The organism is Dysgonomonas sp. GY617 (assembly GCF_015233815.1).
Classification (GTDB): Bacteria; Bacteroidota; Bacteroidia; order Bacteroidales; family Dysgonomonadaceae; genus Dysgonomonas_A.
The window spans coordinates 41984-64108 of the sequence record NZ_JADCLR010000023.1 but is presented as its reverse complement, the minus strand read 5'-3'; the positions used below and the strand labels follow the sequence as shown (position 1 = coordinate 64108).

17 protein-coding genes are annotated in these 22125 nt (G+C 36.0%); 8 read left to right on the top strand and 9 right to left on the bottom strand.

Going from position 1 to position 22125, the window contains the following annotated elements; genetic code table 11:
• The first annotated feature begins 77 nt into the window (after positions 1-77).
• Complete coding sequence (locus tag IR022_RS13250; RefSeq protein WP_194204074.1) at positions 78-2783, top strand: endo-1,4-beta-xylanase; 2706 nt, start codon at positions 78-80, stop codon at positions 2781-2783.
• 88 nt (positions 2784-2871) lie between these two features.
• Here IR022_RS13250 and IR022_RS13245 read toward each other — a convergent pair whose 3' ends face one another.
• Positions 2872-3681 (bottom strand): MBL fold metallo-hydrolase, encoded by an 810-nt coding sequence (locus IR022_RS13245; protein WP_194204073.1) that lies wholly within the window; start codon positions 3679-3681, stop codon positions 2872-2874.
• A 178-nt stretch (positions 3682-3859) separates the two neighbouring features.
• Between IR022_RS13245 and IR022_RS13240 the strand changes: the two genes are divergently transcribed.
• The 5 genes from IR022_RS13240 (at position 3860) to IR022_RS13220 (ending at position 10574) form a co-directional block, all read left to right on the top strand.
• Positions 3860-4309: a GNAT family N-acetyltransferase gene (locus tag IR022_RS13240; protein WP_194204072.1), complete on the top strand. Its 450-nt coding sequence runs from the start codon at positions 3860-3862 to the stop codon at positions 4307-4309.
• A 191-nt stretch (positions 4310-4500) separates the two neighbouring features.
• Complete coding sequence (locus IR022_RS13235) at positions 4501-7722, top strand: S41 family peptidase (protein WP_242053252.1); 3222 nt, start codon at positions 4501-4503, stop codon at positions 7720-7722.
• Positions 7723-7939: 217 nt separating this feature from the next.
• A complete protein-coding gene (locus tag IR022_RS13230) occupies positions 7940-8485 on the top strand; it encodes a lipocalin family protein (protein WP_194204070.1) in 546 nt (181 codons plus the stop codon).
• Positions 8486-8741: 256 nt separating this feature from the next.
• The gene (locus IR022_RS13225; RefSeq protein ID WP_194204069.1) at positions 8742-9602 is read left to right on the top strand and encodes a deoxyribonuclease IV; all 861 of its coding nucleotides are present in this window, start codon (positions 8742-8744) and stop codon (positions 9600-9602) included.
• 39 nt (positions 9603-9641) lie between these two features.
• Positions 9642-10574 carry a DUF1848 domain-containing protein gene (locus IR022_RS13220; protein WP_194204068.1) on the top strand — a complete coding sequence of 311 codons (933 nt, stop codon included), beginning with the start codon at positions 9642-9644 and terminating at the stop codon, positions 10572-10574.
• 46 nt (positions 10575-10620) lie between these two features.
• Here the strand turns inward: IR022_RS13220 and IR022_RS13215 are convergent, their stop codons facing one another.
• A complete protein-coding gene (locus tag IR022_RS13215; RefSeq protein ID WP_194204067.1) occupies positions 10621-11076 on the bottom strand; it encodes a GNAT family N-acetyltransferase in 456 nt (151 codons plus the stop codon).
• A gap of 147 nt (positions 11077-11223) precedes the next feature.
• On the opposite strand from IR022_RS13215, the gene IR022_RS13210 reads away from it, so the two are divergent.
• Both IR022_RS13210 and IR022_RS13205 read left to right on the top strand, forming a co-directional pair.
• The gene (locus IR022_RS13210; protein WP_194204066.1) at positions 11224-11643 is read left to right on the top strand and encodes a hypothetical protein; all 420 of its coding nucleotides are present in this window, start codon (positions 11224-11226) and stop codon (positions 11641-11643) included.
• A 106-nt stretch (positions 11644-11749) separates the two neighbouring features.
• Positions 11750-12685 (top strand): helix-turn-helix transcriptional regulator, encoded by a 936-nt coding sequence (locus IR022_RS13205; RefSeq protein ID WP_194204065.1) that lies wholly within the window; start codon positions 11750-11752, stop codon positions 12683-12685.
• Positions 12686-12852: 167 nt separating this feature from the next.
• Here the strand turns inward: IR022_RS13205 and IR022_RS13200 are convergent, their stop codons facing one another.
• The 7 genes from IR022_RS13200 to IR022_RS13170 all read right to left on the bottom strand — a co-directional run bounded on the left by IR022_RS13200 (position 12853) and on the right by IR022_RS13170 (position 21690).
• Positions 12853-13437 carry a sugar O-acetyltransferase gene (locus IR022_RS13200; RefSeq protein ID WP_194204064.1) on the bottom strand — a complete coding sequence of 195 codons (585 nt, stop codon included), beginning with the start codon at positions 13435-13437 and terminating at the stop codon, positions 12853-12855.
• A gap of 120 nt (positions 13438-13557) precedes the next feature.
• Positions 13558-14712: an aldose epimerase family protein gene (locus IR022_RS13195; RefSeq protein ID WP_194204063.1), complete on the bottom strand. Its 1155-nt coding sequence runs from the start codon at positions 14710-14712 to the stop codon at positions 13558-13560.
• Between the two features lie 179 nt (positions 14713-14891).
• Positions 14892-16637 carry a sodium:solute symporter gene (locus IR022_RS13190; protein ID WP_194204062.1) on the bottom strand — a complete coding sequence of 582 codons (1746 nt, stop codon included), beginning with the start codon at positions 16635-16637 and terminating at the stop codon, positions 14892-14894.
• A gap of 105 nt (positions 16638-16742) precedes the next feature.
• Entirely contained in the window at positions 16743-18410 is a 1668-nt protein-coding gene (locus IR022_RS13185; protein ID WP_194204061.1) for a ribulokinase, read from the bottom strand.
• 110 nt (positions 18411-18520) lie between these two features.
• Positions 18521-20026, bottom strand: coding sequence for an L-arabinose isomerase (gene araA, locus IR022_RS13180; protein ID WP_194204060.1), 1506 nt, complete (start codon positions 20024-20026; stop codon positions 18521-18523).
• 101 nt (positions 20027-20127) lie between these two features.
• On the bottom strand, positions 20128-20811 hold the full coding sequence (locus tag IR022_RS13175) for an L-ribulose-5-phosphate 4-epimerase (RefSeq protein WP_050710194.1): 684 nt from the start codon (positions 20809-20811) through the stop codon (positions 20128-20130).
• 186 nt (positions 20812-20997) lie between these two features.
• Entirely contained in the window at positions 20998-21690 is a 693-nt protein-coding gene (locus IR022_RS13170) for an NUDIX hydrolase (protein WP_050710193.1), read from the bottom strand.
• Between the last annotated feature and the right edge of the window lie 435 nt (positions 21691-22125).

Here is a 22125-nt window from a genome sequence, read left to right as displayed (position 1 = left end):
AAGGATGTGTAACAAATATTCTTTTGTGCTTATTGTACTCGTTCTACTTTTGCATATCATCATACTATTATAATGTTATGCAGAAAATTTTAAAACTAATACTGGTCACTGCTATAGGTTTTCAATTTAATCCTTTAGCAAATACGAAAGTCTTGGCACAAACTAATCAGGCTAAGTTTGATTATTTTGAATATCGGGGAAATGACAGCCGTTTTAATCGAAAAATAGACCCCAAGAGTGAGTACTTTAATCCGATAGTCACCGGTTTTTATCCTGACCCGAGTATCTGTCGAAAAGGGAATGATTACTATATGGTACATTCTACATTCTCATATTACCCCGGCGTAGCTATATTACACAGTACAGATTTAGTGAACTGGACACAAATTGGTTTTGTCTTGAATCGCCCCTCACAATTAAATCTAGATGGTATCAGATTGTCAGGAGGAATATATGCACCCGATATACAATATAATAAGTATAACGATACTTTCTACATGATAACAACAAATGTAGATGGTATTGGCAACTTTATAGTGAAAACGAAAGACCCGCAGCTAAATAATTGGTCTGAGCCTATATTGCTTCCTAATGTGGGAGGCATAGATCCATCTTTATTTTTTGACGATGACGGCAAAGCATATATTATACATAATGATGCACCTGCAGGAACTCCTGAATGGAATGGGCACAGGGCGATTTGGATACATGACTACGATACCGAAACAGACAAAACTTTTGGAGAACGTAAACTATTATTGGATGGAGGTGTAGATCGAAGCACAAAACCTGTTTGGATAGAAGGTCCTCATATTTATAAAGTAAAAGGTAAATATTATCTGATGGCTGCCGAAGGAGGCACAAGTGTAAATCACTCCGAAGTAATACTTCGTGCAGATAATGTAAAAGGTACGTATGTCCCTTATGAAAATAATCCTATTCTTACCCAACGGGGTATGGCTGAACCCCGTCCGGATATAGTAACGAGTGTTGGTCATGCTGATTTAATAGAAACTCCCGATGGAGAATGGTATGCTATATTCTTAGGATGTCGTCCTTATGAGGGAAACTATTATAATACGGGGCGTGAAACATTCTTATTGCCAGTAAAATGGAAAGATGGCTTTCCTGTTATACTAGATAAAGAAATCCCTGTTCCGACAGTTGTGAAGAAAAAAGGACTTAGCCCAAGTGATACAAACTTTTTCTCAGGTAATTTTACTTGGAGAGATGATTTTCAACTGAATACTTTAGCACAAGAATGGTTAACTATACGTACACCTCGTGGTGAGTGGTGGCATTTAAAAGATGGCAACCTTGTATTAGATGCTATTCCTAGAAGTATATATGATGTAGATAACCCTGCTTTTATAGGTAGACGTCAGCAACATCTTATTTTTGAAGCAGAAACAGAAGTACAATTTACACCTAAAAGTTCTCACGAGCTGGCAGGATTGGTCTGTTATCAAAACGAAGCATTCAACTTTGTTTTTGGAAAAACGATAGATAATAACAGAGAGATATTAGTCTTGGATCGTTCAGAAAAAGAAAGAAAGCGTATTGCTCAGGTTTCCATCCCAGACGAATATTTACAAAGCTCAGTCCGATTAAAGGTTGCAGGAGTTAATGATAAATATAGCTTTTCTGCTTCTTTTGATGCAGGAAAGACATGGCAAATAGTTGCCGAAAATGTGGATGCTAAAAATTTAAGTACACAATCAGCAGGAGGCTTTACGGGTGCCATGATAGGAATATATGCTTCTTCGGCAAATATAATTCCTGCATTGAAAGATGTATATAAGGACGATTTTCTAATAGGAGTAGCCGTATCAATGAATCACTTTAGAGGTCAGGAAGCAGCTATGATAAAAAAACACTTCAATAGCATAACAGCAGAAAATGATATGAAACCATCAAACCTCTTAGTAAAGGGTGGGGGATATAATTACAAGAATGCAGATCGTATAGCTCATTTTGCTCGTGAGAATAATATGAAACTGCGTGGACATACATTGGTTTGGCACAATCAAACTCCCGAATGGTTCTTCTTAGATGATAAAGGCAATCCGTTAGATTCGACCGAATTATATAATCGTATGGAGAAGTATATGACAGATGTTATGACTCATTTCGAAAACGATGTATATTGCTGGGATGTAGTGAACGAGGCATTATCTGATAAACCCGATGAATTTTACAGAACAGATAGCCCTTGGTATAAAGCTTGCGGCGAAGGTTTTATAGAACGAGCTTTTAGAACAGCACATCGTATTAATCCCAATATAAAATTATTTTATAACGATTATAATCTTGTGCAACCACAGAAACGAGAAAAAGCCTATAAATTGCTCAAACGTTTGAAGGAAGCAGGTGTACCTATTCAGGGAGTAGGCATGCAAGGGCATTGGAGTATGCAGGATATTACATGCGAGGATATTCAGAAATCAATAGATATGTTTTCGTCTTTAGGTCTTGAAATTCAGATTACCGAATTAGACCTTACTGTTTATACCACATATCATGGTGAAGGAGCCAAAATACAGGTAAAAGAAACTCGTGCATGGACACCTGAGTTGGCTAAACAGCAAGCCGATATTTATAAAATGATATTCGAGGTTTTCCGAGCTAATAGAGGGAAAATTACAGGAGTTACTTTCTGGGGACTGGCTGATAACTATACATGGTTACACAATTTTCCTGTACCGAATAGACATGACTATCCCTTCATTTTTAATAATGAGCTAAATATGAAGCAGAGTTTTTGGAATATAGTGGAATTCTAATTGTTAATTCGAGGTTTATGTTTTTGGTAGTAGGGGGTATTCTATTTGAATACTCCCTATTTTATAATGCTACTCAGGTAAGATAGTCTTACTCTATTTCGATTCTTAATCCTACACCTACTTCGTGAATGGAGATATGCTTATTTATTTCAGCCTTGGCTTTAAAGGAAACACAATGACAGGGATATAATTCTTCAATCTTATTCTCTTCGAAATATTTGATAGTACTTAGAAGCTGAGGAGAGATATCAAATAAATGGAATCCTCCAATAACACCAATAATACGCTCTTCTTCTGTTACTTGTTTAGCATATTCAATAATATTGCAAATGCCACTGTGTGAACAGCCTGTAATAATAAATATTCCGTCATCGCATTTATAGACAAGTGCAGTATCGTCCAACAATAAATCATCAGATTCAGAACCGCAGTCTTTTAATATTCCTATTGGTTGTCTTTTTTCGAAATCATTTAAAGTAGGGATTTCTCCCAGAAAAGTAATATTATCGCTAATTTTAATAGGCGTCTTTGATAAAGTCAGCTTACAAAGTTTCTCTAATTGCTTAGCAGTGAAAGGCGATCCTATAGATTCGTTTTCGAATGTTTTTTCTTTAAAAGCATCAGGGTGAGCAACAATTCTCGTATTAGAAAGATCTACTTTTTCGCATAAATACTTTAATCCTCTGGTATGATCATCGTGCCCATGAGAAATAGCAATCGTAGATACAGCATTTAGGTCAATAAGCAAAGCTTCTGCATTTTTTATGAATACATCCGAATATCCAACATCCAATAATAACTTGACCCCATTATCTTCAATATAATAGCAAACAGCAGGTTCGCCACAATAGTACTGATCAATCAGAGTGTTATTATCTACTAATACTGTTAATTTCATGAATAGGCTTTTAGCTGCTAAATAATAGCAAATATAATAATATAAAATTGAAGAAACTATGATTAAAAAGCTGAGCTTTCCACTTAAAGATACACTCCTTTATAGTTATTTATATAAGTATTTCGAATACAAAATTAAAAATTGTACTTTTGAAAGTTCAGCTTAAAATTAAAAGAAGATGATAATAAGGAAACACACCGATAGTGATAGGAAACGGATAATGGAGTTGTTAAAGTTAAATACTCCCGAGTATTTTTCGCCTGAGGAAGAAGAGGACTTAATTGATTATTTAAATAATCATGCCGACAACTATTATGTTATTGAAGACGATAATGTGATAGTAGGATGTGGCGGTTTTAATCTATCGGAAGATGGAGAGATAGGCAAAATATCGTGGGATATTTTTGATCCTCAAAGACAAGGTAAAGGTTATGGAAGTGCATTGACTAAATTTAGAATTCAGAGAATAAAGGAAATTGAAGGAGTGAAGATTGTCTCGGTAAGAACATCACAATTAGTATATCCGTTCTATGAAAAATTTGGCTTAGAACTTCGAGAAGTTGTAAAAGATTATTGGGCTAAAGGCTTTGATTTATATAGGCTCGACTCGGATATAAATCTCATTTAATAATTGATATTTTGATTGTCTATTGATCTTTCTGGAGTGATAAATGCGATGCAAATTATTCTTTATAGAGAAATTTGAATAGATAATTGTAAAAAACAGAATAAAGAGTTTCTCTTTCCATGCAAACTTCTACCTTTGCTTTTATATGAAAAATTAACTATTACATTATTATGATTATTAGAAAAAGGATAATGTTACTTTTATTATCTGTGGCATGTTCTGTTCCGCAGATTTTTGCACAAGAAGCACGTTTGTTACGTTTCCCATCTACAAATGGACAGGAAATTGTGTTTTCTTATGCAGGTGATTTATACAAAACACCAATTAATGGCGGCGAAGCTAAACGACTTACTTCTCATGTGGGGTACGAAATGTTTCCAAAGTTTTCGCCCGATGGTAGAACAATTGCTTTTACAGGGCAATACGACGGTAATACTGAAGTATTTAGTATACCATCGTCGGGAGGAGAACCTCTTCGTTTAACCTACACGGCAACAAATAGGAGAGATGATATTGGCGACCGTATGGGACCCAACAACATTGTAATGACATGGACACCTGATGGGAAAAATATAGTGTACCGTAATCGCATTAGCGATGGTTTTATAGGACTTCTTAAGCAGGTTAGTAACGAGGGAGGATTGTCAGAAACTATTCCATTACCCGAAGGTGGCTTTTGTAGTTATTCGCCTGATGGTAAAAAGTTAGCATATAACCGTGTAATGCGAGAATTCCGTACATGGAAATACTATAAAGGAGGTATGGCTGATGATATCTGGATATATGATTCTGCCAATAAATCGGTTGAAAATATAACAAATAATGATGCGCAGGATATTATGCCTATGTGGATTGGTGATGATATTTATTTTATCTCCGATCGCGATCGTACAATGAATATCTTCGTATATAATACAAAGACGAAACAAACTTCTAAAGTAACAAACTTTACTGAGTATGACGTGAAATTTCCAAGTCATCATGGTAATACAATAGTGTTTGAAAATGGAGGATATATTTATAAACTAGATGCTATAAATAAGCAACCTGTTAAAGTAAATATCTCGTTATCTTCTGATAATATTTATGCTCGTAGTGAAATTAAGAATGGCGAAAAATATTTGAATGCAGCAAGCCTTTCTCCTGATGGAGAGCGCTTAGTGGTTACTGCACGTGGAGAAATATTTAATCTTCCTGCTGATAAAGGTGTAACAAAAAATATAACACGTTCGCCAGGTGCGCACGATCGTGATGCACAATGGTCGCCCGATGGAAAAACGATTGCTTATATTTCAGATAAAACGGGTGAAACCGAATTATACATACAAGATGCAATAGGATCTGAGGCGGCTATTCAACTGACAAAAAATAATGATACTTATATTCGTGATTTCAATTGGAGTCCCGATTCTAAATCGATCGTATATACAGACCGAAAGAACCGAATTAATTTAGTAGATGTTTCAACGAAACAAAAAACTATATTGCTGACCGATCCTGTAAGTGAGCCAAGTGGTGTAACTTTTTCTCCTGATAGTAAATGGCTTACTTATAGCCGTATGGAGTCTAACGAATTCAATGTGGTATATGTGTTTAATATTGCAGCTAAAAAGGAAACAGCTATTACTGATAAATGGTACGAATCGTATAGTCCAGCTTTCAGTAAAGACGGTAAATATTTAATATTTGCTTCTGCTCGCGATTTTAATCCAATCTATGGGTCTAAAGAGTGGAATCATATATACCCTAATACAAATGGTATTTATGTAGCTCTTTTATCAAAATCAACACCTTCACCATTTCTTGAAAAAGACGCAGAAGTAAAAGTTGAAAGTAGCAGTACTCCTAAGTCGAGTGATCCAAAGAAAGCAGCGGCTGAGAAGAAAGATTCTGCAACAGTTGTAAAAGTAGATTTTGACGGAATAGCAGATCGAATTGTAAAACTTCCTCTTGATCCTTCTAATTATTGGGGCTTTTATTCGGATGGAGCAAAGGTATATTATAATAAAGGTGGATCGTCTTTTGTTTTTGACCTAAGAACTCAAAAAGAAGAAACAATAGCAGAAGGTGCTACTATATACATTGAGAACTACGATAAGAAAGCTTTGTTCTTGAAGAACAAGCAAGTATTTGTAACTAATATTCCAGCTGGAAAAGTAGATTTAAAAGATCCGGTTAATCTTTCTAACATGAAGATTACTACCGATTATCCTCAGGAATGGGCTCAGATATTTAATGAGGCATGGCGTGTTTATCGCGATGGATTTTATGTGGAAAATATGCATGGAGTAGATTGGAAAGCAATCAAAGAAAAATATGCGGTTCTTTTACCATACGTAAAAAATCGTTTAGACCTTAATTATGTTATTGGCGAAATGATTGGCGAGCTGAATTGTGGTCATGCATACGTAAATCCGGGAGAAGTAGATCGTCCAGAGCGTATCAATACGGGATTGTTAGGTGCTGAAATCTCTAGAGATAAGAGTGGATTTTTCCGAATCGAGAAAATATTGCAAGGAGCTTCGTGGAGTAAAGATTTACGCTCTCCTTTCACTGATGCGGGAATAGAAGCAAAAACTGGAGACTTTATTGTTGCAATTGACGGAATTCCGACCAATAGTGTGAATGATATGTATTCTCTATTAGTTGGTAAAGCAGGTGTTCCTACTGAAATTTCATTGAATAATAAAGCTGAATTGGCAGGAGCACGTAAAATAGTAATAAGTCCTCTTGCTGAGGAATATTCATTATATCACTACGAGTGGGTACAAAATAACCTAAAGAAAGTAGAGAAAGCTTCGAATGGTAAAATAGGTTATATCTATATTCCTGATATGGGACCTGAAGGGCTTAATGAATTTGCACGCTATTTCTACCCTCAATTAGATAAAGAGGGATTGATTATAGATGATAGAGCAAATGGTGGAGGTAATGTATCACCAATGATTTTGGAACGTCTTGCTCGCGAGCCTTACCGTTTAACAATGCGTCGTGGTTCAACCCGTATTGGTACTGTTCCAGATGCAGTTCAAGTAGGACCTAAAGTTTGCTTGATTAATAAATATTCGGCTTCCGATGGAGATCTTTTCCCTTGGGGATTCAGAGCCTTAGGCTTAGGTAAACTTATCGGTACACGTACTTGGGGTGGTATTGTTGGTATATCGGGTTCTTTACCATTTATTGATGGAACAGATATACGAGTACCTTTCTTTACCAGTTATGATGCTAAAACAGGACAATGGATTATCGAAAATCATGGGGTTGACCCAGATATTCTGATAGATAATGATCCCGTTAAAGAATGGAATGGCGAAGATCAACAGCTGAATAAAGCTATTGAAGAAGTAATGAAAGATCTTAAAACCAGAGAACCTCTTAAACCGGTTCCATCTCCAAGAGTATGGAATAAATAAAGAGAGTAAAAAATAAATATAGAATAGGCTTACATGAAAATGTAAGCCTATTTTTATAGTAGCCAATCTTCTTTATAGGGTTGGGGCTAGTTGGATTGCAAGGTTTATGGAAATTGGTAGTGCCGAACAAAACAATGTTTTTCAGTGTTTTAATTAGAATTGAAGCTTTCCTTAGAAAGCTAATATCTACATATATATTCATTAAAACTACCAGATTATGAAAAATAGAAATTTATTGATTGGTTGCTCGGCATTAGTTGTAGGTGCAACTCTTGCTTTTGCACTTAAGTCTTGTAAAACAATACCTAAGGGGGCTGTTGCTGTAAAACCATTCGATAAGGAAAAATATTTAGGGAAATGGTATGAGATTGCACGTCTGGATTTTCATTACGAAAAGAATATGAATAATACATCAGCCGAATATTCATTAAATGAAGATGGTAGTATTAAAGTTGTTAATAGAGGGTATAATTACATAAAGAACGAGGAAAAGGAGGCTATTGGCAAAGCTAAATTTGTAGGCTCATCGGATGAGGCAAAACTTAAAGTATCTTTTTTTTGTCCATTTTATGCAGGTTATAATGTAATCGCCATAGATTCTGATTATAAATATGCCTTGATTGCAGGTAAGAGTCTTAAATACTTATGGTTGCTCTCACGAAAAAAAACGATGCCCGAAAAGGTAAAGCAAGCTTATCTTAAAAAGGCAGAAAGTCTGGGATATGATGTATCTAAGCTCGTATGGGTAGAACACCGTAAATAAGTTTATTTATATTGAGTGTTATATGTGTTAACTTTTATCTATTTATAATTGTTGTTGATAGACTGCATGAGTAAATAATATATGGACTATCTTTATATGCTAAAGATTGCATAACGAGATATTCTAAATACTGAAAAAGTAGAAGTATATTAATTATATTTCGTCGCTATAGTGTTAGATATTGCAATGTCTGACACTATTTTATTGTATGTGGAATATTGTTTTTGAGTAATATAACTAATAAGTAAAATAAAAAATGTTGAATATAGGATGTCATTTGTCTATATCGAAAGGCTATGAAGCCATGGGTAAAGACGCTTTAAGTATTGGTGCAAATACTTTTCAATTTTTCACACGTAATCCTCGTGGAGGTAGTGCTAAAGAGATAGACCCGAAAGATGCCGAGGCTTTGGCTCGATTAATGGCCGAAAATAACTTTGCTCCTATATTAGCACATGCTCCATACACCCTAAACCTATGCTCAGCTGAACCCAAAACTAGAAAGTTTGGTAGAGAAATGATGGCTGATGATTTGCGAAGAATGGAACAACTACCATGTAAATTATATAACTTTCATCCGGGCAGTCATACCTCTCAGAGTGTTGATGTGGCTATCGGACAGATTATAGAAGCGCTTAATATGCTTATAACTCCCGAGCAAACTACAATTGTATTACTCGAAACAATGGCAGGTAAGGGGAGCGAAGTGGGCAGAACATTTGAGGAATTAAAGCAAATATTGGATGGCGTAACTCTACAAGATAAAATGGGTGTTTGCCTCGATACTTGTCATTTATACGATGCAGGGTATGATATTGTAAATGATCTGGAGGGAGTTATTTCTCACTTTGATGCTGTAATTGGCTTAGAAAGATTATACGCTATACATTTAAATGATAGTATGAATCCTAAAGGAAGTGGTAAAGATAGGCATGCAACCATTGGCGAAGGTACAATTGGTTTGGAGACGATGAAGCACGTAATTAATCATCCAAAGTTGACTCATTTACCTTTCTATCTGGAAACTCCTAATGAGTTAGATGGTCATGCCAAAGAGATTAAAATACTCAAAGAACTATATCAAGAAACGGACCGTACTACAGTAAAAGCTATCTGATAGATAAAATTGAAGAAACCTCGAAAAGTCGATAAGGGTATGATAATAAGTGCGAGTAGACGTACAGATATTCCAGCTTTATATTCCGATTGGTTTTTTAACCGATTGAAAGAGGGATATGCTCTTGTACAAAATCCAAGAAATCCTTATCGATTTAGTAAAGTATTGTTGAATCCACAAGTTGTGGATTGTTTTGTGTTTTGGTCGAAGAATCCACTTCCTATGATCAATAGGCTGAGTGAGTTGGATAATTATAAGTATTATTTTCAGTTTACATTAACTCCCTACGAAAGAGATATCGAAATAAGATTACCGTCGGTTGAAAAAAGAATAGAGATATTTAAGCGACTGTCAGATAGAATAGGAGGCGACAAAATTGTTTGGAGATATGACCCTATTTTTATTAATGAGACGTATTCTATAGAGTTTCATCAGGAAGCATTTTTTCGAATAACTTCACAGCTGAAAGATTATACGGAGAAATGTATAATTAGTTTTATCGATCATTATGCTCATATAAAAAACGTTTTTGATAGGTTCCATATAAACCCAATGTCAGATTATGAGATTAAATTGATAATGGAATCTTTCTCGAAAATAGTATCTGAATTTAATCTGAAACTCAAAACATGTGCGGAAGATATTGATTTGAATGAATTCAATATATCTCATGGTGCCTGTATTGATAAAGATTTGATAGAGCAAATTATAGAGTGTCCACTGATTGCTAAAAAGGATAAGAATCAGCGGGCTATGTGTAATTGTATAGAAAGTGTAGATATTGGCACTTATGATACCTGCTCTCATGGTTGTATATATTGTTATGCAACCACTAACGGTGATAGAGTATATCGGAATATAAAGTTACATGATAAAAAATCCCCCAAACTTTTAGGTCATCCTAATGAGACAGATATTATTACTCTTAAAGAAATGAAAGCCTTGAGAACAAATCAAAAGACATTGTTCTGACAGAATAAAGCTTGTTGTATATAAGTGATTATACTCTAAGTTAAGTTTAAAAATGATATAGCATTTCACTCTTAGCATCTATAAAACCATATTTTACATAGACTGATCTACCTGCATCTGTAGCATTTAGTAAGATTTTTTTATAACCTAGATTTTTAGCTTCATCCATTATCAATGAAAAAAGATGGGAAGCTATTCCTTTCCCTCTAAAGTTTGGTACAGTGTACATGTTGCTAATATAGGCTACTTTTCCATTGCGAGAATCTCTGTTGGGAGGCAATAGATAAAGAGTTAATCCGCTTGTTGCAACAATCTCATTATTGTCTAAAGCTATCCATGCCACAAAACTATTGTTATTAAGAGCATTTTCGAAGTATGCTTTATTATTTATAAATAATTCTTCTGTATCTGTACTAATGTTATTAACTTCATTAAGAAAGTCTACTCTTGTTTTTGCCAGTAAAGAAATGTCATCTATTGTAGCCTTGCGATATTCTATCATATTCAATTCAATATTTTATAATTATAAAGAGGACTAAATATAGGAAGTTTCTGATAATTATTTCAAAAATTGCGACATAGGGTTGTCGCAACCCCTATCTATTTTTGTTGTTGATAAGAGAATCGTTAAAACAAAAAACAGACAATTATGAAATTGAAATTACAATTGGTTTTTCCTGGAACATGCGAAGAAGCCTTTAACTTGTATAAAGAAGCTTTGAATGGTGAAATTGCTTTTCTATTCAGAAAAAGAGAGGATAAAAGTATTGAAGTTAGCAAAGAAGAGGGTGAGGAAATTTCTCATATGGTTCTAAAAACTAAATACTTTGAAATAGGAGGGCAGGATGCTGATAGAGGAGAAATAATAAATGGCGGAAATAATGCCAAACAAGTGTTGGTTTTTACCAATATGGAAGAATTAAACAACGCATTTGATTTACTTTCTAAAGATGGAGAAATTACAACTCCTCTCGAAAAGACATTCTTCTCAGAAGCTATTGGTGAAGTGGTTGATAAATTTGGTATCCGATGGCTTATAATGATGACCGATGACGATTATTCTGCTTAATAATAGCAGTGTATATGAAAAAAAAGGATTGGTAGAATTTTTTATTATTCTGCTGATCTTTTTATTTTTAGTAGTAATTTCACCATAGTAATAAATTACCATGCCTATGAATCGTATAGATCGGTTATCTGCCATCTTAATAATGCTTCAATCTTCTTCATCCGTAAAAACGAAGCATATCAGCGATCGCTTTAATATTAGCGTTCGAACGGTTTATAGGGATATAAAAGCTTTAGAAGATGCAGGTATTCCTATTACAGGAGATTCTCGTGTAGGTTTTTCGTTGGTCGAAGGTTTCAAACTACCACCACTCATGTTTACCGAAGAAGAGGCTTTTTCATTTTTGGCAGCAGAAAGATTAGTTGATAGGTTCTCTGATTTTGGCTTTAAAGAGAATTACCGATCAGGTATTGAGAAGATTAAAGCTGTGATGCGTTTGGCTGAAAGAGAGACCATTGATAACTTTAGTCCTACTATTGATTCATTGGATTTTCAATTTCAGAATCCGACTGATTCTCAGAATATTCTGCAAGCGGTAATGAGACAAATTGCAAATAGAAAGCAAATTGTGATTTCTTATTTCTCTTATAATAAGCAAGAGTTGTCAGATCGAAAGATAGACCCGATAGGTATATTTTTCTCGATGTCTAATTGGTACTTAATCGCTTTTTGTCATATTAAAAAAGATTACCAAACTTTTCGTGTCAACCGAATTAAGAATATTATTGAGACAGACAACAACTTTGAACGTGAGCATCCATCATTTAAATCGTTATTAAAATCACTAGGCGATAAGCAAGATTTACACGAAGTGATTCTTGAAGTAAATAAAACAGAATATTCACTGATTGATGAGAGTAAATACTATCAGGGGTTGATAAAAGAGAAAGAAGAAGGAGAGAAAATTGAATTACATTTCATGGTTTTCTCTTTAGAACGATTTGCCCGATGGTATCTTTCTTTTTTAGATGTCGCTAAGATTTTGTATCCGCAAGATTTTAAGACGATTATCAAAACTATAATTAATAATGCTAAAATGTAGCTATGCCTTATACCTCTCCCTTTATTTACGGTATAACTCATTCATATAGATTGGCAATCAATCTCGACGGAATTTAAGGATATGTCTTAAATAAAGAAGGTAGTTGTTGGACTGCAACTACCTTCTTTATAAAATATTTCAATATATATTAGTTATACATATCGGAATTAAGGTATTTGTATTTTAGATAAATCTTCATCTTTATTCAGTTTTCGGATAACTCTTGCAGGATTACCCACGGCAAGAGAGTCGGATGGGATGTCTTTTGTGACTACCGACCCTGCTCCAATAACGCATCTATCGCCAATAGTTACACCGGGGCAAATGGTAGAATGTCCACCAATCCAACAACGTTTACCTATTGTTACCGGTTTGCAATCTTCCCATACATCACGCTCGTTAGCATCGAGAGGATGCTGAGCTGTATAAATGTGTACTCCGGGAGCAATTAGAGTTCCATCACCAATAGTAACCTTTGCTCCATCCAAAATAACTGCTCCAAAATTGATGAAGACTTTATCTCCTGCATAAATATGATCACCATAATCACAATAGAAAGGTGGCTCAGTATAAAAGTTATTAGCAGAATTTGGAAATAATTCTCGCATCACATCATGAAACTTATCTGTATGATATTCTGTAATATTCAGTTTGTGAAGAAGCTTTTTTACTTCGGAGCGGATAGCTGTCATTTCTTCGCTATGTGCCCAATAAGGCTCTCCTGCAAACATTTTTTCTTTTTCGGTTCTCATTCTTATATTTTAGTTGTATCGCGTTTTCGTTGGTAAGAGCAGAATTATGTATTTGTTCTCCGTGAACGAACATATTGGTTTGCCTCTACGCCAAAGCGAAAAGAAAAGTCTTAGACCTTTTTATTTTTTTGTTGAAAATTTATAAATACAGGTTTGTACATATTCTTCTCCCGGATTTAGTCTTGTTGACGGAAACTGTGGTTGATTAGGAGTATCCGGATATTTTTGTGTCTCTAAAGCTACAGCTTCTCTGTAATTATGAGCTTTGCCGTATTTACCGATAACTTTCCCATCCAGAAAATTTCCACTGTAAAATTGTATTCCGGGTTGGTCTGACCATACTTCCATTACTCTACCACTTGTAGGATCGTATAAGCTTGCGATAAACTCTACATCTTTCTCAGTTTTACGATCTACAACCCAATTATGATCATATCCTAAGCCGTTTTTTAGTTGTTGGTCGTCAGCATCAATTCTAGCTCCAATAGTTGTTGGAGTTCTGAAATCAAATGGTGTTCCTTCAACCGAAGTAATTTTTCCCGTTGGAATTAAAACACTATCTACGGGAGTTATGCCACTAGCATTGATCGTTAACAGATGATCGGTAATAGTTCCATTGCCTGCTCCTTTAAGGTTGAAGAATGAATGATGCGATAGATTTACATGTGTTGGCTTATCAGTTGTGCCACTATATGTAATCTTAAATTCATTTTCAGGAGTAAGTGTGTATATCATTTTTACGTTTACAGTTCCGGGGAATCCTTCTTCTCCATCGGGAGAAATATAAGACAATTGTATTCGATTTTTGCTTACGCTATCCACATTCCATATCTTCATATCAAAACCATCGGGGCCACCATGAAGCGTTTGTCCATTATTATTAACGGGCAATTGATATTTTACACCATCAATCGTAAATTGTCCTTTTGCAATACGATTTGCATATCGCCCCACAACTGGACCTAGACAACGCTCTCCTTCATAATTCAAGTATTTATCGATGTTGTCATGTCCGAAAACAATGTCCTCATATTTGCCACCTTTATCGGGAGTCCAAAGAGAAATAACCCGTCCTCCAAAATTAGAAACTTGCATGGTTATGCCATTTCCCGAATCTAGAGTATAAAGTTTAATGTCTTTGCCATCTACTATTTTTGTAAATGCCGAATCTGCCATCAATGTAATTTGTGATCCTGCAGTTTGTTCAGGTTTAGCTTGTTTATTTCCACATGAGAATAAACAAAGTGCTATTCCTAGATAAAATATCTTTTTCATATATGTATAAATTAGGGTTGTTTATCTAATATCATAGTAATAAAAAGGTCTGAAATCTTAAAGATAGAAAATTCTCACTGTTGTATAATTACTTATAAATAACAGTGAGAATAATCAAGAAATACAAAATAACTAGATAAATATAAATTGTCTTTTATTTTAGTAAAGAATATATCTGTTTACCAGAAGTACCAATAGAATAATCCACAAAGAGCAACAACTCCGAGCGATGCAACAACATCCCACTTGTCCCAACTCTTTCCGATAACTTTTTTGTAATCGTCGGTGAAGGTGATAGCCTCTATTTGTTGAGCAGTTGGTTTCGGAGTAAAGAACGACACTACAACCATCAGCAACATGATGAAAACAAGCAGCCAAACTTCAAAAATAAGCCAATTGGTTTGCCAAAACCAAGTTGTACACTCCCAGTACCAGCCTGTCATTACGTCTTTACCTGTGTTTGTAAATATGTTGGTCAATAAGCGTGTCATACCGATAATAAAACCTACTATCATACCTGCTTCTCCCGCTTTCGGTGTAATTCTTTTAGAAAATATACCTAGTGCAAATACTGCTACCATTGCAGGAGCAAGCAACGATTGTATGCCTTGCAGATAATCATAAAGACTACCAAGGCTCATCATAATAGGTATCCATACAATACCAAGTATCACTACAACAACTGTTGCAATACGACCTACTAAAACATAGGTAGCTTCGCTTTTCTCTTTGAACTTAGGTTTATAAAAGTCTTCAGTAAACAGCGTAGCACAAGAGTTGAAGAATGCTGCCAAAGAAGCAACCAATGCAGATATAAAACCTATGGTAACAATACCCTTCACACCGGCAGGTAATACAAACTTAACCATTGAACCGAAGGCGGTATCAGGGTCGTCCAATGTAAACCCACTGTCGGGACGTGCAGCCAATGCAGCAGCTACCATACCCGGTATCAAGAACATAAATACTGGTAATAGTTTAAAATAGCCGGCAGCAATAGTACCTCTGCGTGCACGTTTCATTACTACATCGTTAGCCTCTCCCTTGCGTTGTCCGAGTACACGTTGAACGATATGTTGATCGGTACACCAATACCAAAAACCGATAATTGATGCTCCGATGAATACCCAAAAACCGGGATAATCGTCGTACAATGGGTCACCCGTATTGAAATGGAACATATGATTTGTACCATGTGCAGCTCCGTCTGCTCCTACATTCAGTGTTTTAGAATAATCAATCATTGCAGTCCAACCATCAGCGATACTGCCGTACCCTAGAGCTGATAATCCCAGGAAAAGTACGAGAAACGAACCAATGATAAGTATCGGGGTTTGAATTGCAGATAGTGTCATTACACCTTTCATCCCTCCGAAAACAGTAAATACACCAGTTAATACTATCAAGCCGATTGCTCCATACCAGAAAGGTAAGCCAAGAAGACTTTCCATAAAGATACCTCCAGTAAATGCTGTTACGCTCACTTTGGTCAACACGTATGCTATAAGAGTGATGATAGACAGCCATGAGCCTGTAGCTGGTGTATAACGATATTTGAGAAAGTCGGGCATTGTGATGATTTTACCCATCTTATTGTTCATCAATTGATAGAAGGGTACAAAGAGCCACCCGAGGAGGAGTATCATCCAACCTTGCATTTCCCAGTGTGCCATGCCTACACCCGCTTTAGCACCCGTTCCGGCAAGCCCTACAAGGTGTTCCGAACCGATGTTTGCAGCAAAGATAGCTGCCCCAATGATGTACCATGGCTCTCCCTTACCAAATAGGTAGTCCTCGCTATTGGCACCTTGTTGCAGGCGCTTGTCTTTTTGTACCGAACGCCAAACTGCCCATGTTACCGCCAATATCCCAATAGCGATAATCACCCAGTCGAGCCAGATAAATTCATGTGAATTCCAATTCATACGTATAAGATCATTTAAGTGATGTAAAATGTTTTTTGCTTCATTTTATAGCTATAACTACCTTTTGTTGTTACGCCTACTAAGGCAATAAAAAGCTCTGAGAGCTTATGAGAATAATTCTGTTTCCGTAAATTTTCCAAGCTTTTGATACTTATCATACAATGCCATATACACTTTATGATTTTCAAGATTGGGCTTGTATTCAGATGCAAAACCTTGCCCCATGGCTGTTTGTGCTTCTTTTATAGTTGGATGCACACCTGCTGCAACTGCCGCAAACATAGCTGCACCAAAGGCACAGGCTTGTTCTGATTTAGCCACTTTAATAGGCATATCCAATACATCTGCCAGCGTTTGCATAACAAGTGGAGATTTCAATGAAATACCTCCGATTCCTATTACACTTTCTATTTCGATACCATTTTCAATGAAACGGTCTACAATTGCTTTCGAGCCGAATGCTGTGGCTTCGACCAATGCTTTAAAAATGATAGGTGCATCACTTGCAAGATTCAAACCTGTGATTGTGCCTTTTACCAATTGATTAGCATCGGGAGTTCTGCGTCCGTTCATCCAGTCGATTGCTAAAACGCCACTTTCGGATACAGGTATTTTTGCTGCCTCAATCGATAGGGCAGGGATCATTTTATCTAAAGCTTCCGCTATTAGTTTATCTTTTGTTGCCTGATCTATTAAAGAGGATTCTTTGATCAGATTTTCGATTGGCCATGCCAATACCGATTTAAACCAAGCATATATGTCACCAAAACCCGATTGTCCTGCTTCTAAGCCAATCATTCCGGAAACTACCGAACCGTCAACCTGTCCGCATATTCCGGGAATTAGTTTTCCGTGCATGCTTTCATAAGGCACAATCATTATATCGCAGGTAGATGTTCCGATTACACGTACAAAAGTCTTAGGACCTATTTCAGCGCCTACAGCTCCCATGTGACAATCGAAAGCACCAACTCCAACAGCTACATTTGTAGTAAGCCCCAATCTGTCTGCCCATTCCTGAGTAAGATTACCTACTTTAACATCGCTTGTGTATGTCTCTTTAAATAGTCTGTCTCTATAGCCTTTAAGCAGAGGTTCTACTTCTGTCAAGAAATCATCAGTTGGTAATCCGTCCCATTCTTTTAGCCACATAGCTTTATGACCTGCTGCACAACGGCTTCTTATTATATCAGATGGTTTTGTGGTATTAGTAATTAAAGCAGACATCCAGTCGCAATGTTCTATCCAGCAATAAGCTGCATCACGAATTGTTTCGTCAATTTTTAGTACATGGGCCATTTTTGCCCAAACCCATTCGCTCGAGTATATACCGCCTTCGTAAGCTGTATAGTCGATAGGCCATCTTTTAGCTACTTCATTTATTTTTGCGGCTTCCTTTACTGCTGTATGATCTTTCCAAAGTACGAACATCGCATTCGGGTTTTCTGCAAACTCCGGTCTTAAAGAAAGTACTTCACCGTCTTTATCTATAAGTGCAGGTGTTGAGCCTGTGGTATCGAAAGAGATTCCTACAACATTTTCGGCTGTACCTTTAGGTGATTTGCTTAAAGCTTCTTTTACCGATTCTTCAAGGCTCTCTATATAATCAAGAGGGTGTTGTCTATATTGGTTTTTATGTGGGTCACAGTATTTGCCTGCTGCCCAACGTTTGTAGTATTTTACGGATGAAGCTATTTCTTTGCCTGTTTCGGCATCGATGATAACGGCCCGACAAGAATCAGAACCATAATCTAGTCCAATTGTATATTTCATATTCTATTCAGAGTTAAGATTAAATAAAAGGGTTGAGTAAGGTTTGCAATTTAGACCTAAAGCCCCGAAGATAAAATATCTTCAAGGCTATTGGTCAAACTTTAACTAACTTACTGTAATGCTTTATTTAGCAAATAGAACACTTCGTTTACTTTCAATTCGAATTTAAACTTATTGATTGTTGTGTCTTTATCAATAGTTATCAATTCGATTCCGGCTATGTCTGCATAATCTTCCAAAAACTCATTGGTTAATGCATATGAGAATGAAGTATGATGAGTACCTCCGGCTAATATCCAAGCTGCTGCACCTATTTCCAGGTTAGGTTGTGGTATCCACAAAGCACTAGCTACTGGCAATTTGGGTAATGCTGCTTTAGGTTCAATAACATCTACATTGTTTACAATCATACGGAAACGGTTGCCCATATCAACAATAGTAGCTGCAACACCTGTTCCTGCATGGGCTGTGAAAACCAAGCGTGCAGGATCTGCTTTACCACCGATACCTAATGGATGAACTTCTAATCGTGGTTTTTGAGTTGTAATTTCAGGAGATACTTCTAACATGTGAGATTGGAGAATTGCACTTTGTTCTCCATCGAAATGGTAGGTGTAATCTTCAAGGAAAGATGTTCCTCCGGGTAATCCTTTAGCCATTACCCACATGGTTCTGAGTAAGGCTGCTGTTTTCCAGTCACCTTCTGCACCAAATCCGTAACCTTCTGCCATTAAACGTTGACAAGCCAGACCCGGTAATTGGTTCAAACCGTGTAATGCATTGAAATTAGTTGTAAATGCTTTTGCTCCTTTGTCTTTCAAAAAGCGACGAAGAGCTATTTCTTCACGAGCAGCCTCGCGTACTTGTCCATGATTCTTTGCACCTTTTTTACAATCGTCAGCAAATATATATTCTTTTTCATATTCTGCAACTAGAGCATCTATGTCTGCTTCTGTTACTTTATCTTGAAAAGCTACTAAATCGCCAACACCATAATAATCATTATGATATCCTAATCTTAATTCGGCTTCTAGTTTATCACCATCGGTTACAGCTACATTGTTCATGTTGTCGCCAAAGCGGACAATAATCATGCCCTGAGCATCTGCCCAAGCTGCTGCAACACGTTGCCAAACGGCTATTTTGTTTTGAACTTTGGCATCAGACCAATGTCCTACAACTACTTTTCTGTTTTTGCGCATACGGCTAACCATATGACCAAACTCGCGGTCGCCATGCGCCGATTGATTCAAGTTCATGAAATCCATATCGATTTCAGACCATGGAATTTCTTTATTGAATTGAGTGTGAAGATGTAAAAGTGGTTTTTTGTAATCTTTCAATCCTTGAATCCACATTTTAGCAGGTGAGAAAGTGTGCATCCATGTAATGATTCCAGCACATTTAGGATCGTTATTTGCCTCAGAAAAAGCTTTTGCTACTTCGGCAGAAGAGTTTACTGTTCCTTTAAAAACAACTTTTACGGGTAGTGTACCTGCATCATTCAAACCTTTTACTATTTCGGTCGAGTGTGCATTTACCGATACAACAGCATCTCCGCCATATAACAATTGTGCGCCGGTTACAAACCAAACTTCTAAATCTTTAAATTCCATGATATATAAATTTTTTGATTAATAAGGCCTGTGACCTTTTTACTTTTTTTTGTATTAAATAGTTAATCTGTGAATGAGTATAAAAGATTTATCTCAGAACGTTATTGACCGTAATAAGCATCGGGTCCGTGTTTTCTAAAGAAATGCTTCTTTATAAGGTCATCATTCATTTTCAATTGAGGATTTACAGCGAATGATATAGATGCCATTTTAGCAACTTGTTCCAACACAACTGCATTGTATACAGCATTATCTGCATCTTTTCCCCATGAAAAAGGACCGTGATTATTCACTAAAACTCCGGGTGTATATTCTGAATTCAAATCCTTGAATCGCTCCACAATTACATTACCGGTTTCCAGTTCGTATTTGTTTTTTATTTCGTCAGGGGTCATTTGTCTGGTGCAAGGTATCGCATCCTTGAAGTAATCGGCATGAGTAGTTCCGATATTTGGAATATCACACCCTGCTTGTGCCCAAGCTGTCGCATAGGTCGAATGGGTATGTACAATTCCGCCAATTGCAGGGAATGCTTTGTATAAGACGAGGTGAGTAGCTGTATCGGAAGAGGGTTTTAATTTCCCTTCTACTACGTTACCATCCAAATCAACAACAACCATATCTTCGGCTGTCATTGTATCATACGATACTCCCGATGGCTTAATAACAACTAATTGAGAATCTCGATCTATTGCACTCACATTTCCCCAGGTAAATATTACCAATCCGTGCTTTACTAGATTAAGGTTGGCCTCGAAAACTTCTTTCTTTAATGTTTCTAACATGCTATTACAAGGTTAAAAAAGGAAAATAAGTGTTTTGAATACACTTGCAATATTACGAATAAGTGTATTAAGTAACACTTATCCGATATGTGTTATAAAACATATTAATAATAAAAAATGCCTTACAACAGATAATATTCTAAATAATCGGCTATAAGACATCATTTTATGATACCTTGATGTATGTTATAATGAAAAGAAGTATCCTTTTTTTAGTAGAAGATCGTATTTCTCTTTATTGAATTTGTAATAGAAAGCTCCTCTTTTTGAGCTCGATTTATCTTTGTCTTCTTGTTTTTCGAGAATGTCCATCTCTAAAATCTTCTTTCTGAAATTTCGTTTATCTAAAGGAGTTTGATAGATTGCCTCATATAAACTTTGAAGTTGAGGCAATGTGAACTTTTCAGGAAGAAGGTTGAAACCAAGTGGTTTGGTTGCAGCTTTGTTCCTCAGAATTTCGATTGTATCGTTTAATATTAGATTGTGGTCAAAAATAAGATCACCAACTTTATCCAGTTCCTCCCAACGAGCATCATGCACTTTGCATAATTGATCATCAAACGATTGTATATCTATCAAAGCATAGTAAGCTAAGGAAACAACGCGCTCTCCCGTATCACGTCCAATCTCACCATATGCACCTACTTGCTCCATAAAGACATCTTGAATGCCAGTATATTCAAATACGACTCTCGAAACTGTTTCCGAAAGGCTTTCTTCTGCCCGAACGAATCCGCCCATGAGAGAATCTTGTCCTTTCAATGGCTCGAATTTACGTTTTGATATAAGAAGATACAATTTGTCGTTCTTAAATCCGAGAATAAGGCAGTCCACAGAAACATAAAATTTTTCCTGATCTTTATAAAATAATGGAGTCATATTGAGTTTCTAAATTAGCATTGAATTAAAAGATGTAAATATATTGAAAATTTATTGAGTGTAAAACTAACAATTATTCTGCTCTCAATGAAGATTCGTAGATATTAATTAGATTTTGACTACAAACATACGGTATTTATCACTTTATTGGAACCTTCTATTCTGAAAGTGTTTTTTCTTAGTTGTAGTATTTATCGGAACGAGAAGGGTGCTTGAAATGTAAACATTTGAATGATAGAGCTGAAATTAACGGGCAAGCAAAAATCTATTTAGCAGATGAAATTTACCTTTGAAATAAGTGTCTTAGAAAAGTGCAATGAGTATTTTTTTGTATAAAGCTCAGGTTCCCTAATGCATAATAAATCGAACAAAACCTTCTTCTTCCTTGTTTTATATAAATATTGACAGACTTCTACAATTGGAGTTTACATAAAT

Bases quoted from the DNA above. Each gene is read 5' to 3' on its own strand.
- IR022_RS13250 (WP_194204074.1), top strand. From the start codon at position 78: ATGCAGAAAATTTTAAAACTAATACTGGTCACTGCTATAGGTTTTCAA.
- IR022_RS13245 (WP_194204073.1), bottom strand. From the start codon at position 3,681: ATGAAATTAACAGTATTAGTAGATAATAACACTCTGATTGATCAGTAC.
- IR022_RS13240 (WP_194204072.1), top strand. From the start codon at position 3,860: ATGATAATAAGGAAACACACCGATAGTGATAGGAAACGGATAATGGAG.
- IR022_RS13235 (WP_242053252.1), top strand. From the start codon at position 4,501: ATGTTACTTTTATTATCTGTGGCATGTTCTGTTCCGCAGATTTTTGCA.
- IR022_RS13230 (WP_194204070.1), top strand. From the start codon at position 7,940: ATGAAAAATAGAAATTTATTGATTGGTTGCTCGGCATTAGTTGTAGGT.
- IR022_RS13225 (WP_194204069.1), top strand. From the start codon at position 8,742: ATGTTGAATATAGGATGTCATTTGTCTATATCGAAAGGCTATGAAGCC.
- IR022_RS13220 (WP_194204068.1), top strand. From the start codon at position 9,642: ATGATAATAAGTGCGAGTAGACGTACAGATATTCCAGCTTTATATTCC.
- IR022_RS13215 (WP_194204067.1), bottom strand. From the start codon at position 11,076: ATGATAGAATATCGCAAGGCTACAATAGATGACATTTCTTTACTGGCA.
- IR022_RS13210 (WP_194204066.1), top strand. From the start codon at position 11,224: ATGAAATTGAAATTACAATTGGTTTTTCCTGGAACATGCGAAGAAGCC.
- IR022_RS13205 (WP_194204065.1), top strand. From the start codon at position 11,750: ATGAATCGTATAGATCGGTTATCTGCCATCTTAATAATGCTTCAATCT.
- IR022_RS13200 (WP_194204064.1), bottom strand. From the start codon at position 13,437: ATGAGAACCGAAAAAGAAAAAATGTTTGCAGGAGAGCCTTATTGGGCA.
- IR022_RS13195 (WP_194204063.1), bottom strand. From the start codon at position 14,712: ATGAAAAAGATATTTTATCTAGGAATAGCACTTTGTTTATTCTCATGT.
- IR022_RS13190 (WP_194204062.1), bottom strand. From the start codon at position 16,637: ATGAATTGGAATTCACATGAATTTATCTGGCTCGACTGGGTGATTATC.
- IR022_RS13185 (WP_194204061.1), bottom strand. From the start codon at position 18,410: ATGAAATATACAATTGGACTAGATTATGGTTCTGATTCTTGTCGGGCC.
- araA (WP_194204060.1), bottom strand. From the start codon at position 20,026: ATGGAATTTAAAGATTTAGAAGTTTGGTTTGTAACCGGCGCACAATTG.
- IR022_RS13175 (WP_050710194.1), bottom strand. From the start codon at position 20,811: ATGTTAGAAACATTAAAGAAAGAAGTTTTCGAGGCCAACCTTAATCTA.
- IR022_RS13170 (WP_050710193.1), bottom strand. From the start codon at position 21,690: ATGACTCCATTATTTTATAAAGATCAGGAAAAATTTTATGTTTCTGTG.